The following is a 12,877-nucleotide window of genomic DNA, read 5'->3' as shown; positions in this document are numbered from 1 at the left end:
CCACTAAAGCTGATCTTGGACCGAATTCGGGGCTAAGTCGAGCCGTCGCAGCAACTGCGCGTTGGCGGCCACCACAATGGTGGAGAGTGACATCAGAATCGCGCCCACCGACATCGGTAGCACGAAGCCTATAGGTGCCAGCACCCCGGCCGCGAGCGGCACCGAGAGCAGGTTGTAGCCAGCTGCCCACCACAGGTTCTGCTTCATCTTGCGATAGCTGGCTTGCGAGAGCTTGATCACCGAGAGCACCGAGCGTGGGTCATCGCTGGCCAAGATCACGCCAGCGGAAGCAATCGCGACGTCGGTGCCGGCCCCAATGGCAATGCCAACCTCAGCTTGCGCCAGAGCGGGTGCGTCATTCACCCCGTCACCGACCATCGCCACCTTGCGCCCCTCCGCCTGGAGTTCCTTGACCTTGGCAGCCTTGTCTTCGGGCCGCACCCGGGCGAAGACCCGGTCAATTCCCAATGTGGCGGCCACCGATTCCGCCACTGCTTCGGCGTCGCCGGTGATCATCACCACCTGGATATTGCGGGCCTGCAAAGCCGCAACGGCCTGGCGTGACTCCTCGCGGATCTCATCGACGAGTTTGAGCGCCCCGATCACGATTCCATCGGCGAGCACATGCAAGATGATGGCGCCTTCAGCGCGCCACTGCTCTGCGACGGGCAGTTCGCTTTGCCCATGCTGTTCCAGCAATGCCGGGCCGCCAACACTGATTTGTTCGCCCGCGAGGCGAATGCTGACTCCAACGGCCGGAGAGGAAGTGAAATCTGTCCCCTGCGGAATCTCCACCCCTTGGGCCTGCGCAGTGCTCAGGATCGCCCGCGCTAAGGGATGTTCACTGGCGAATTCGGCTGCTGCAGCTAACTGCAACACTTGCTGCTCGGGGTAGCTCTCGGTGCTCGCAATCTGGCTCAGCGCCGGTTCGCCCTTGGTCAGGGTGCCGGTCTTGTCGAAGAGCACGGTGTCGATGGTACGCATACTCTCCAGCGCCATCCGGTCCTTGACCAGCACTCCGGCCTTGGCAGCTCGCTCGGTGGCAATCGAGACGACCAAGGGGATGGCCAGGCCTAGAGCGTGCGGGCAGGCAATGACTAGCACGGTGATGGTGCGTACCACCGCGATATCAGGTAGACCGATCACGCTCCAGACCAGGGCGGTCACTGCGGCGGCGCCGAGAGCAAACCAGAACAGCCACGCGGCGGCGGTGTCGGCCAATCGCTGCGCCCGGGAGGAGGAGTTTTGGGCTTCGGTGACCAAGCGTTGAATTCCGGCCAGCGCAGTATCCTCACCAACCGCTGTGACTTCGAGACGCAGCCCGGAGTCTATGCTCACGGTGCCAGCCACCAGCAAATCTCCCTGAGCACGCGCTACCGGGCGAGACTCGCCGGTCACCATGGATTCGTCGATTTGGGCGCTGCCCTCCAGGATTTTACCGTCGGCGGGGATTGATCCACCCGGGCGGACCAGCACCAGATCGCCGACTTTCAGCTCGGCCGGGGAAACTAGCACTACCTCGCCGTTCTCCAGCCGCTCGGCCTGATCCGGTAATAGCGCGGCGAGTGAATCGAGTGCCGAGGAGGTTTGAGCTAGCGAACGCATTTCGATCCAATGGCCCAGCAGCATAATCACGATCAGCAGCGCGAGTTCCCACCAGAAATCCAGTTCGTGATCTAGCAGGCCCAGCGTGGCGCCCCAGGAGGAAAGGAAAGCCACCGTGATGGCCAGCGCGATCAGCAACATCATGCCGGGCCGGCGGGATTTCAGCTCACTCAGTGCGCCGCTTAAGAATGGCTTGCCGCCCCAGAGGTAGAGCACCGTGCCGAGCACCGGCGGCACCCAGCTCAACCACTCTAGTTCGGGAAGTGAGTATCCAATGATCATCGCGAACATCGGGCTGAGTAGCACCACCGGGAGGGCGATCACCAGCATGATCCAGAACAGCCTACGGAACTGTGCCACATGGTCACCGTGCCCGCTTTGACCATCGTGCTCCGAGTGGTTCATCTGCCCCGAGTGTCCAGCACTCGCTTGATGCGCCGGATGATCGTGATGCACATGTTGATCATGGTCCTCGGTCCTCTGTTGGCCGGATTCCGTCATCTGCTGGTGTTGATCTGACATGTTCATACCTCCAAAATATACCCCTAGGGGGTATAAATCAATGTTAAAAATAGTGAGTCAAGGCACAGCGTTTTGACGTTTAGCCAGGGGTAGCTAGGTTTTAGAGCCCCGCCTCGCGAGCTCCCCGCGTGGCGGCGAAGCCGACGCGCGAAGTCTCGTGTCAAAGGGGCGGAAAACCTAGCTACCCCTGGCTCAGCGACTCAGTGGCTTGAAACCACGCAATCGCAGACTATTGCTCACCACGAAGACCGAGGAGAGAGCCATCGCAGCGCCCGCCAGCATTGGATTCAGCAGGCCGGCCGCGGCGAGAGGCAAGGCCGCAACGTTATAGGCGAAGGCCCAGAACAGATTTCCTTTAATTGTCGAAAGGGTGCGACGGGAGAGCCGGATTGCGTCGGCAGCCACTCTCAGGTCGCCGCGCACCAAGGTGAGGTCGCTGGCCTCGATAGCCACATCGGTGCCGGTGCCCATTGCGAGGCCGAGGTTCGCTTGGGCTAGCGCTGCTGCGTCATTAACGCCGTCGCCCACCATGGCGACAGTCTTGCCCTGAGTTTGTAGCTCCTTGACCACTTGAACTTTCTGCACCGGCAATACTTCGGCGATCACGGAGTCGGCGTCAATACCGACCTGTTCGGCCACCGCCTGCGCGGTATGTCGATGATCGCCGGTAAGCAAGATCGGCTTTAGACCGAGTGCTTTGAACCGCGAAATCGCCTCGGTCGAACTGTCTTTGATCGTGTCCGCTACCACCACAAGGCCACGAGCCCGAGCGTCCCATCCCACCAGCACGGCGGTGCCGCCAGCGGATTGCGCCCGCTTCAGCGCCTCGCTCAATTCGGCTGAAGTGTGGTAGCCCTGGTCATCCAGTAATTGCGGCCGACCCACAACAACGCGGCGCGGAACCGCGGCTTGGTTATCTGAGCGTTCTGCCGCTACCTCGCCCAGCACCCCGAGGCCCTCGATATTTTGGAAATCCGCGACCGCGCTCAAGCCGCCGGGCTGGGCCTTGGCAGCAGCCGCAATTGCTTGCGCAATGGGGTGCTCGGAGGCGTTTTCCAGACTGCCGGCCAGCCGCAATACAGTGCTTTCGGCCTCGCCATCGGCGGCAACTACCTCAAGAACGCTCATTCGACCGGTGGTCACGGTGCCGGTTTTGTCCAGCACAATGGTGTCGACGCGCTGGGTGGATTCAAGGACCTCTGGGCCTTTGATCAAAATGCCCAGTTGTGCGCCGCGGCCAGTGCCAACTAGCAGCGCGGTAGGTGTTGCCAGTCCTAGCGCGCAGGGGCAGGCAATAATGAGCACCGCGACGGCGGCGGTAAAGGCAGCTGAGAGGCCTTCGCCGAAACCGAGCCAGAAGCCCAGGGTAGCCACCGATAAGCCAATCACGATCGGCACGAAGATGCCGGAAATTCGATCAGCGAGCCGTTGTGCCTGCGCTTTGCCGTTCTGCGCGTCTTCCACCAGTCGCGCCATTCTGGCCAACTGGGTATCAGCACCCACCCTAGTCGCCCGCACAATCAATCGGCCGGCGCCATTAATAGTGGCTCCGGCGATCTGATCGCCAGCCGAGGCGTCGACCGGTAATGATTCGCCGGTCAACATCGAAACGTCTAAGGTCGAGTTGCCAGTCTCAATCACTCCGTCCGCTGCTACCTTTTCGCCTGGTCGCACCACAAAGCGATCCGCCACCGCGAGCTGTTCAATAGCGATTTTTTCCTCAGTGACGCCGGCCGGGCTCTCGCGTAGTACCGTCACCTCTTTAGCGCCGAGTTCAAGTAGAGCTCGCAGCGCGGCGCCGGCCTGGCGTTTGGAACGGGCCTCGAAATAGCGTCCGGCCAAAATGAAAGTGGTTACGCCGGCGGCGGCCTCCAGGTAGATATTTGCCGAACCGTCGGAGCGTTTGATGGTGAATTCAAAGGGGTGCGTCATTCCCGGCATCCCGGCGCTACCCCAAAAAAGTGCGTAAACCGACCAGCCAAGAGCGGCGATGGTGCCAACCGAGATTAGCGTGTCCATGGTGCTGGAGCCATGACGCAGGTTCTGCCAAGCAGCTCGATGGAAAGGCCAGCCACCCCAAACCACGACGGGGGCTGCCAGAGTCAGCGAGAGCCATTGCCAGTAGGTGAATTGCCAGGCGGGCACCATGGCAATTAGCACCACCGGGACCGAAAGTGCGGCCGAAATCAGCAATCTATTGCGGAGCGCCAAGGTAGCATCCGGCGCTTGCGCTTGCGATGTGCTCGACGCTGGAACGGGGAGTTGTGCTTGGTAACCGGCGGCCTCAACTTGGCTTACCAGATCGCTGGTACTGACGCTCTCCGGAAAACTAACCTTGGCTTTTTCGGTGGCATAGTTCACGGTGGCAGAAACGCCATCAAGCTTATTGAGTTTTCGCTCGATTCGATTGGCGCAGGAGGCGCAGGTCATACCTGTGATGTCGAGCTCGATGCTCTGCAGCGCCGACTCTGAGATGAGCGGTGACTTGGGTGTTACCGTGCTAGCCACTAGGTCCCTTTCCTCAGTTGGGCTGGATGAAATTCAAGGCAAAACTATTCGCGGCGAAGCTATTCAGGGCATGCTGCGGCTGATCAACCGTGTTCAGCGGTGCAAAGAGCTTTCCGATTCCGAAGGCCAGCGCGAAAGCGGCTAGCAGGATAGCCAGAAAGCCGAGAAGTTTCGCCGAGGTGCTCATACCAGCTGGTAGCCAGCTTCGGTGACCGCATCGCGGACCTGGGATTCCTCCAGCGGTTGCTCGCTGGTCACTGTGACCACGCCGGTTTCCAGCGCGACCTGAACATCGCTCACGCCGGGGATCTCGCTGACTTCTTCGGTGACCGAGGCGGCGCAGTGGCCGCAGGTCATGCCGGTGACGGTGTAGTTGGCGGTGGTGCTCATGGGGTGTTCCTTTCGGTTTTCACGCGGCTAGCGTGAGGTGTCCTTGTCTAGGATTTGACCAGTCTGGCAATGGCGTCGGAGGCTTCCTTGAGTTTGATCTCTGCCTCGCTGCCGCCAGCTTTTGCAGCATCTAGCACGCAATGATCCAGGTGTTCGTCCAATAAACCGAGGGCAAAGGATTGCAGCGCCTTAGTCATGGCCGAGACCTGTGTCAGGATGTCGATGCAGTACTTCTCTTCTTCGACCATCCTTTGCAGGCCACGAGCCTGACCCTCAAGCCGACGGAGTCGTCGAAGGTAGTCGTCCTTATTGTGGATGTATCCGTGTGGTGCAGCAGTTTCAGACATGTTCTTCCCATTCCATTGAGTGATACCTAATGGTACCCCCCTCAGGTATTTCAGATCTCAAACTTATACCCTCATGGGGTATGTGTGCAAGGGGGTAAGTTGGTAACAAGTTCTCAGCACTTATGCGACAGCTCGGTAACAACCCCGCACATCGGGCAGTAGCGCAGTTTAGACTGGCGACAGCGGAGCGCCGTGGTTGAGATTTCCGGCTGCTCGGGAGCGGTCGCCAGAAGTCACAGGAGTTGGTTTGGCAAAGATCTTGATCGTCGAGGACAGCCCCGAGATTAACGCTGCCTTCCGGCTGGCGCTTAGCCAGCGCGGTCACAGTGTGGAGGGAGTGTTCCTCGGCGCTGAAGGGGTGGCCAAGGCAATTGGCGGCAATCCGCCGGAGCTAGTCATCCTGGACCTGATGCTGCCAGATATCGATGGTTTGCAGGTCTGCCGGCTCATTCGGCAAAGCAGTCAGTTACCGATCATTATGATGACTGCACGGGGCGACGATGTTGATGTGATTCTCGGACTGGAAGCAGGTGCTGACGACTATGTGGTGAAACCGGTCGAGCCAGCGATTCTGGAGGCGAGAATCCGGGCGGTGCTGCGTCGTGGCGCGGTGGAAAAGAACGAGAATGAACCCGATGTGGTGCTCAGTCACTCGCTCAGGATTGACCGGGACGCCCTGCAGGTGAGCAAAGACGGCGCGGAACTCGCGCTCTCGCCAACCGAGATCCGGTTATTGCTGGAGCTGTCCCGCTACCCAGGGCAGGTGCGCAGCCGAGAACAGCTGCTTCAAGCGGTGTGGGGGGTCGAATATTTGCTGGAATCTAGGATGGTTGACGCCTCGATTCAAAGACTGCGGAGCAAGATCGAGGATGACCCGGCTCATCCGCAGATCGTGGTTACTGTCAGAGGGTTCGGATACCGCTTCGACCAGCAAAAATGAAGAAAGTCAAGCAACTTTTTGGCAGCCTGAGTTTTCGGCTCGGCGTAGGCTTCGCGTTGATTGCCGCGATTGCAGCGGGTACCGTGGGGGCGGCCACCACCTGGTCGGCGCGGGCCAATATCTTAGAGGCCGAACAAAACCGGCTGCTCGATGACTTCAACGCCATCTATGAAAACCTGCCCAGTTCCTGGCAGCGGGACAGCGTGGCCGGCAAGCCGCAAACCGACGAACAGATTTTTAATCAGTTACTTGGTCTGAGAGGGCCGACGGTGCTGAGCTTGCCAGCGCTTGGACTTAGCCACGGCATGTTGCCAATGAGTGAAATTCCCGAGAGCTTCCGGCCACCCGGCCTCGCTGGAGTGGTACCTAGCTTCGCTCGAATCAGCGAAGGCGGAGTTTCCTACTACTTGGTTAGTATGGCGAAACAGGTGAACATTTTCGAAAGCTCCGGACGGCCCGAAGCCGTGCCTGGCAGTGGTAGACCGACCTCGGCACCCGCATCGCCTTCAGCCACCCCCTCTGATGTTGGCCCTGAACCCGGTGAGGCAACGCAGAACGTGATGACCGTGGTGCTTTACGCAAAGTATCCGCTGGACAAACAGGACGCCCAAATCAATTCACTCACCCTTAATGCCGGACTGCTCACCCTGACGGTGGGACTCGCAGCGGCTTTCATCGGGGTGTTGCTGTCGCGTCAGCTACTCCGACCGGTGCTGAGTTTGCAGAAAGCTGTCGAAGACCTTGGTGCTTCCGGGGAGGCGGCAGAAATCAAGCCGAGTGGGGTCAGCGAGCTGAGCGGAGTGATCAACAGTTTCAATGACACCTCTAGCCGACTGCATCAGAGCATGACGGAGTTGGAAGCCTCTGAGGCCCGAGCCAAAAGATTCGTTGCGGATGTCGCCCATGAACTACGCACTCCCACCGCGGCGATGTTGGCCACCGCCGATGTGCTGGATAGTCCGGATACCGCCCCGGAAGACACCGCGGAGGCGGCGAAACTCACCGCATCTGCTTCCCGTCGGCTCGCCATTTTGATCGAGGATTTGCTGGAAATCTCACGCCTTGACGCTGGGCAGATCTCGCTGCAAAGACAGCGCTTCGACGTTGCTGAACGGCTCCAGCTACTGATCACCGAACGTGGTTGGCTCACTCTGGTCAGTTTGGAATCCGAAGGATCATCATGGATCGAGAGTGATCCGAGGCGCTTCGATGTGGTGATCGGCAATCTGGTATCCAATGCGCTCAATCACGGCGGGGGAAAGGCTCGGATAATACTCAGCGCGCTGGGCGATGACTGCGAGATCGCGGTCGAGGATAGCGGCGCCGGGATTCCGCCGGATGAGTTGCCTCAGTTGTTTGATCGCTTCTATAAGTCCGATCTCTCTCGACATCGAGGTAGCACCGGGCTGGGACTGAGTCTGGTGAAGGAGAACCTACGGGTACTCGGCGGCAGTATCTCGGTGCGTAGCGGATCCACTGGCAGCACTTTTACTGTTACTCTGCCAACCTCTCCCGGATCGTCCTCCACTCAGCTGTAGCAGAACGGTGACTTGGCCGTAGCCGAGCCCGGAAACTGGCCTCATAGCGTGAAAGCATGAGGAAAACAGCAGGATGGAAATTGCTGGTAACGCTGTCAACAGTTGCCGCACTTAGCGCCTGTGCGCTCAGCATCGACGGTCTACAGGCCAAGTCGGGTTCGACGAGCAGCCCGGAATTTGGTTTCACAGTGGACTGGGTGCCCGCGGCCGCGGGCATCATGCCGCTGGACGCTGCGCAGCCACTGCTGAACAAGCCGAACCAGTCACCGGCCCCGATTGCCAGCACAGCCAAGGTGATTACTGCACTTACCGTGCTACAGAAGTTTCCGCTAAAGGCCGGTGAAAACGGTCAGCTTATTGAGCTGGATCAGGCCGATGTGCAGCTCTATCACCAGTACCAGCAGATGAACGGCAGCGTGCTGCCGGTCTACCAAGGTATGCAGCTCAGCCAGCGGCAAATGCTCGAGGCAATGTTATTGCCCTCCGCCAATAATATTGCCGACACCTTGGCCATCTGGGCGTTCGGCTCATTGCCGGCCTACCGAGACGCCGCTACCGAGTACACCAAATCGCTAGGGCTTAGCTCGACCACGGTGGGCAGCGACGCCAGCGGTTACGACCCATCGACCACCAGCACGGCCCGTGATCTGAGCTTGCTCGCCGCCGCGGCATTAAAAAATCCCGTATTGGCCGCTATTGTCGGCGAACCCAGTGCCGTGCTGCCGGGATATGGACCGGTTGAAAACACTAATACCCTACTCGGCGTGGATGGTGTCATTGGTTTGAAAACTGGGACCAGTAACGAGGCTCGTGGGGTATTTCTGTTCGCCGCAAACACCGTTATTCGTGGGAAGCAGTTGGTGGTGGTCGGCGCGGTGCAAGGTGCCGGTCAGGCAGCTAAGGACGCGATGGCGGCGACAAAGCAACTGCTCGACTCAATCCGGGAACTACCGGGGGAAACTCCCTTGTCGAAGGCGGGCGGTCGGTGAGCGGGCAGTCGGTATCGCCTACCCGGAGTGTGCTGATCTTCTTGAGCCTTTCGGTGCTCTTAGCAGCTGGCCTGGCCGCAGCCGTAGGTCTCGGGATTTCGAATGCCCTGCCCGGGCGTCCAACTCAGTCTGCATCCTGTCCGACGGAGCCGATAGCCAGTCTGCAGGCCGCCGAAGTTTCGGTGAATGTCTACAATTCAACCTCAACCTCGGGACTGGCGGCAAAAACCGCCAAACAGCTCAAGGAACTGGGCATTAAGGTGCTGCTGATCGGCAATAAACCGGTGCCGCCGGTCGCTAACCGTCCGCAACCCCAGGTAGTACTGTCGGGGTCATCAGTCCAGTTGAGCTCCCTCGCTACCGTGCAAGGCTTCTTCCCGCAGGCCGGAGTGTTGTTGACTGCCAGTAAGTCCTCAGCGATTGATGTCTATCTGATCGGCACAAAACCGGCGCTCGCCGCTGGGCAACAACGAGTCAAGCTGCAATGCCTTAGGGCGGCAGCTGACTAGAGGCAACTTATGGCGGTGCCTTGACCCTATACTCACAGCTATGGCCGAAACACTAACCGTCGGTACGGGCAGTCGGATCGGAGCAATCCGGTGAAAATCCTCAAGTTGAGCGCGATTGTGCTGCTGCTTGCTGTACCGTCGCTGGTCCTTGCGCTCACCCCACTTCTACCGCTCGCCTTGCTGGCTTTTATCGGCGTGATCCCGGTGTTACTTGCCTCGCTGATCAGTATCCGGCTGGCAGCTTGGTGCAGCGGGCTGATTGGCTTCCTGGTGTTTTTAGTTGAACTAGCGAACCCCTGGCCCTGGGCGGCGGCGATGCTGATGGTGTTAGTAGGGCTTGGCATTGGCTGCTGCGCCTACCGTGGTTGGCACACCGTTGCGGTGATCGGGAGCATCTGGCCAGCCTCGCTCTTAGTGGGTGAAAGAGTCACGATCGATACACCGAGCCCGACGTGGTTCTCCGGCGGTTTCGGCGAGCTAGTGCTACCCGCCTTGGTGGTATTGCTGGGTGCCTTCTGGGCGCTGTTGGTGAGTAGTGCATTCCTCAAAGGGTTGCCACGATCTGAGCCCGAGCGGGTGGCCGCTGCGGACGCCCTGGTGTATGGCGTCGCGCTCGCTGTGTTACTCGGCTCCGCCACCCTTGCTATCTCGCTTTGGTTACCTGGCCCGAATGCGGGCTGGATTCTGCTCACTATCCTGGTGGTGGCCAGGCCGGGTTTTGCCGAGACCAAGCAGCGGATCATCACTCGTTCGCTGGGCACTGTAAGCGGCGGCTTGGCGGCAGCCATCCTGGCTGTGCTGCTGCCTTTCCCTGCGGTGCTCACCACCGCAGGATTGCTTGCCTTGTTTGCAACCATCCTTTTACAACTCAAAAATTCAAACTATGCTGTGTATGCCTTTGCGCTGACCGCGGCTGTTGTCTTGCTGAGTTCGGGTAACGGCAGTGTGCTCGAAGTCGATATTCAACGAGTGCTCTTCACCGTTATTGGTGCTTTGCTGACCGCGGTAGTCGCTGCGGCGCTGGAACTGGCACTGAGACCATTGATCAAGGCTTGCCAGGAAGGTCAAGTGGGTGCCGAGAAAGAGTTTATTGGGCGGTAGCCCAGGAGACCTGAGATGACTGAGATCCCTTATTTTCACCGTGCGGTCGACTCCGCTCCGGTGCGCTACGTGCATGGCCCTGATTCACAGCGGCAGCCTGGAGTTCCAGAAGGCACGCTGCACAGCTATCAGTGCACGGATAGCAGAATTTTTCCTGGCATCAGCCACAATTTCACCGTGCACGTGCCGCAGCAGTATTCGCCCGAGACACCGACTCGGCTGATGATTTTCCAGGACGGCACGCTCTATCAGGATCCGGAGGGGGAAGTTCGCGGCGGGATTGTGCTTGATAATTTGATTCATCAGCAACAAATTCCGGTGATGCTTGGTGTCTTTGTCGACCCCGGCCAGCCCGGAAATCGCAACGTCGAGTACGACGGCGACGATGACAAGTACGCTCGGTTCCTTCTAGAAGAGGTGATTCCTCAAGTCCGGGCGGATTTCAACGTCAGCGATGCGGTCGGAGACTGGGGAATCTGCGGCGGCAGTAGTGGTGGAGACTGTGCCTTCACAGCGGCCTGGACCCGTCCGGACCAATTTCGTCGAGCGATCAGCTTTCTCGGCAGTTTCGCTCAAATGCCGGCCGGTAATCCCTATCCGAAGGCTATTCGCGAAGAGGCTGCCAAACCGCTACGAATTTTCATGCAGGCTGCGCACCGTGATCTCAACTGGAATGCCGCCGAAATGAATTGGTTGAGTGAGAACCTTCAAGTTGCTGCCGCATTGGCCGAGCGAGGCTATGATTTTCGTTTTGTGCTCGGCGATGGCGGACACAGCCCTAACCATGGCGGCGTGCTGCTACCCGAAGCATTGCGGTGGCTTTGGCGCGCGGCTGAGTAGCTTGCCGGTATCCTGCTTGGCCGTGCGAATCACTCGACGCCATCTGAAGTTTGGCTAGCAGCCAGCGCAATGCTTTTGCCAGGGCTCGCGGGACCGATAAGCCTGCACTGCTCCCCGTTCGCAGAGTGAGGTCGAAATTCTGCAACACCGGTTGGGCTGGTTGGTACCCAAACTGAATTCCCGGGACTCTGCCAGCGCAACGGGCCGAGGTTCGCGGTCAGGGCTTGTTCGTCGGTCTGCGTGAACCACCTGCGATGTCCGGGCGGGTTCGGGCCCCCGCTGACTCAGCTGACTTTGGGAGCTGGTTAGCCGCGTGAGTAGATAGCCAAAGAGTCAGACCAGCTCGCGACCGGTAGTGGCGACGGCATCCTGAACTGTGCGTCTGCTCCGAGAGTCCCCAGCGCAGAACTCTCTTGATCACCGGGCGTGATGGCATAACGGTTCGGAATTCGCGGCCGTCCGATCAGCGCTCTTCGCAGCTTGGGGTAGCCTTCTTTCGCGGTTTTGGCCGGTGAGGGTTCTGGTCCTTTGTTCATCGGAGCGAGATGGGTTAATTAATGCGAATCACTGTTGCAAAAAACTTTCCCGGCGAAATCAAGAACTAAAACGGTTTTTTAGTTTACAAAACTTACTCTCATTTTTCCTCAGTTATTCAATTTGCATAGCGAGAAGGAAATAATACAGGGTGTGGATTTATGTTTCGACGATTGAGGAAAATGTAGATTTTTTACACACCTCCAGCGTTCTTGGTTTGATCTTCACGATTAACCGCCAGAAAATTACAGGCTGCTCGGTGCCGGTTATAGTTGATCCAGATAGTTCAACAGTTACTACTGCTACTACTGCGACGAAGCAGGACAAAGGGATCAACTATGCAACGTTTCTTGGCTAGCCGACGCTTGAGGCTCGCTGAACGCGGCCGCGGCGCTACCAAGTTGGCGATCCTGGCCGCCTTGCTTGGCTTATGTTTTCTACTGGCATCGTGTAGTAACTCGAACCCTCAACCCGGTCCGAGTTCAAGCACCAGCCCGAGCGTCGATTTGTCGAAACCAAATCCCAGCGCCTCCTCGCTGCCAAGCCGGACTGATCCGTTGATCGACCCCTCGGGAGCGAGCGATGAGTGTGCAATTTTCAGCAAGCTGGGTGAACTAACTAAGCAGGGGTACTACACCTCGGTGGCGCAGACCAGGAGTGAGATAAAGCCCCGCTTGGACATCATGCAGCGGACCTTCAGCAAGCTTGCTAAGGTCTCAGACAAGGGCAGTGGCTGGCAGCCGGTAGCGGATGCGGCCAAGAAGGCAAGTGATGCCTTCGTGGTCTATGGACAGGACGTTGGCAATAGCTCCTTCCTTGTTGAACTGGCTAAGTTCAATGCCGAGCTGACCAAGGCTTTGACGGCGAATAAGGACAGGATTGAAACAAGCTGCCAGCTGAAGTACTCCGATTTGGGACTTGGTTAAATAGGGTGGCGGCCGTGTACTCACGCTCAGTCAAGCAGTCCAGATCCCGAGGCGGACGAGGCGGTCTGGGCTGGCTTCCGCTCGTCCTGTTGGCGATTATTGGGCTTTCTCTGGCCGGCTGCCAAGGG

The 12,877-nt window shown here is 58.8% G+C and carries 12 protein-coding genes; 7 read left to right on the top strand and 5 right to left on the bottom strand.

Annotated elements, in window-relative coordinates; all coding sequences use genetic code 11:
• Nucleotides 1-3: 3 nt before the first annotated feature.
• The 5 genes from UM93_RS13360 to UM93_RS13345 form a co-directional block, all read right to left on the bottom strand.
• Nucleotides 4-2,127, bottom strand: a complete 2,124-nt coding sequence (locus UM93_RS13360) for a heavy metal translocating P-type ATPase (protein WP_045076039.1) — start codon at nt 2,125-2,127, stop codon at nt 4-6.
• A gap of 192 nt (nt 2,128-2,319) precedes the next feature.
• Nucleotides 2,320-4,635 carry a heavy metal translocating P-type ATPase gene (locus tag UM93_RS13355; RefSeq protein ID WP_267884320.1) on the bottom strand — a complete coding sequence of 772 codons (2,316 nt, stop codon included), beginning with the start codon at nt 4,633-4,635 and terminating at the stop codon, nt 2,320-2,322.
• Between the two features lie 13 nt (nt 4,636-4,648).
• Nucleotides 4,649-4,822, bottom strand: coding sequence for a hypothetical protein (locus tag UM93_RS17725; protein ID WP_157874151.1), 174 nt, complete (start codon nt 4,820-4,822; stop codon nt 4,649-4,651).
• A complete protein-coding gene (locus UM93_RS13350) occupies nt 4,819-5,025 on the bottom strand; it encodes a heavy-metal-associated domain-containing protein (RefSeq protein WP_045076038.1) in 207 nt (68 codons plus the stop codon). Before UM93_RS13350 ends, UM93_RS17725 begins: the two co-directional genes overlap by 4 nt.
• Before the next feature lie 47 nt (nt 5,026-5,072).
• Nucleotides 5,073-5,372 carry a metal-sensitive transcriptional regulator gene (locus tag UM93_RS13345; protein WP_045076036.1) on the bottom strand — a complete coding sequence of 100 codons (300 nt, stop codon included), beginning with the start codon at nt 5,370-5,372 and terminating at the stop codon, nt 5,073-5,075.
• Nucleotides 5,373-5,619: 247 nt separating this feature from the next.
• Between UM93_RS13345 and UM93_RS13340 the strand changes: the two genes are divergently transcribed.
• The 7 genes from UM93_RS13340 (at nt 5,620) to UM93_RS13310 (ending at nt 12,749) form a co-directional block, all read left to right on the top strand.
• Complete coding sequence (locus UM93_RS13340; protein WP_045076035.1) at nt 5,620-6,312, top strand: response regulator transcription factor; 693 nt, start codon at nt 5,620-5,622, stop codon at nt 6,310-6,312.
• Complete coding sequence (locus UM93_RS17245) at nt 6,309-7,850, top strand: sensor histidine kinase (RefSeq protein ID WP_052663800.1); 1,542 nt, start codon at nt 6,309-6,311, stop codon at nt 7,848-7,850. The genes UM93_RS13340 and UM93_RS17245 overlap by 4 nt, the downstream gene beginning before the upstream one ends.
• Before the next feature lie 56 nt (nt 7,851-7,906).
• A complete protein-coding gene (locus tag UM93_RS13330; protein ID WP_082057155.1) occupies nt 7,907-8,839 on the top strand; it encodes a D-alanyl-D-alanine carboxypeptidase family protein in 933 nt (310 codons plus the stop codon).
• On the top strand, nt 8,836-9,348 hold the full coding sequence (locus UM93_RS13325) for a LytR C-terminal domain-containing protein (protein ID WP_082057154.1): 513 nt from the start codon (nt 8,836-8,838) through the stop codon (nt 9,346-9,348). The genes UM93_RS13330 and UM93_RS13325 overlap by 4 nt, the downstream gene beginning before the upstream one ends.
• A 90-nt stretch (nt 9,349-9,438) precedes the next feature.
• Nucleotides 9,439-10,449: an FUSC family protein gene (locus UM93_RS13320; protein ID WP_045076032.1), complete on the top strand. Its 1,011-nt coding sequence runs from the start codon at nt 9,439-9,441 to the stop codon at nt 10,447-10,449.
• Nucleotides 10,450-10,464: 15 nt separating this feature from the next.
• Nucleotides 10,465-11,289, top strand: a complete 825-nt coding sequence (locus UM93_RS13315; RefSeq protein ID WP_045076031.1) for an alpha/beta hydrolase — start codon at nt 10,465-10,467, stop codon at nt 11,287-11,289.
• 872 nt (nt 11,290-12,161) lie between these two features.
• Nucleotides 12,162-12,749, top strand: a complete 588-nt coding sequence (locus tag UM93_RS13310) for a hypothetical protein (RefSeq protein WP_045076030.1) — start codon at nt 12,162-12,164, stop codon at nt 12,747-12,749.
• Nucleotides 12,750-12,877 lie beyond the last annotated feature (128 nt).

The organism is Psychromicrobium lacuslunae (genome assembly GCF_000950575.1).
Classification (GTDB): Bacteria; Actinomycetota; Actinomycetes; order Actinomycetales; family Micrococcaceae; genus Renibacterium; species Renibacterium lacuslunae.
This window is presented reverse-complemented; position numbering and strand designations above follow the sequence as displayed.

Coding starts and splice junctions, on each gene's coding strand:
- UM93_RS13360 (WP_045076039.1), bottom strand. CDS start 2,127: ATGTCAGATCAACACCAGCAGATGACGGAATCCGGCCAACAGAGGACC.
- UM93_RS17725 (WP_157874151.1), bottom strand. CDS start 4,822: ATGAGCACCTCGGCGAAACTTCTCGGCTTTCTGGCTATCCTGCTAGCC.
- UM93_RS13350 (WP_045076038.1), bottom strand. CDS start 5,025: ATGAGCACCACCGCCAACTACACCGTCACCGGCATGACCTGCGGCCAC.
- UM93_RS13345 (WP_045076036.1), bottom strand. CDS start 5,372: ATGTCTGAAACTGCTGCACCACACGGATACATCCACAATAAGGACGAC.
- UM93_RS17245 (WP_052663800.1), top strand. CDS start 6,309: ATGAAGAAAGTCAAGCAACTTTTTGGCAGCCTGAGTTTTCGGCTCGGC.
- UM93_RS13330 (WP_082057155.1), top strand. CDS start 7,907: ATGAGGAAAACAGCAGGATGGAAATTGCTGGTAACGCTGTCAACAGTT.
- UM93_RS13315 (WP_045076031.1), top strand. CDS start 10,465: ATGACTGAGATCCCTTATTTTCACCGTGCGGTCGACTCCGCTCCGGTG.
- UM93_RS13310 (WP_045076030.1), top strand. CDS start 12,162: ATGCAACGTTTCTTGGCTAGCCGACGCTTGAGGCTCGCTGAACGCGGC.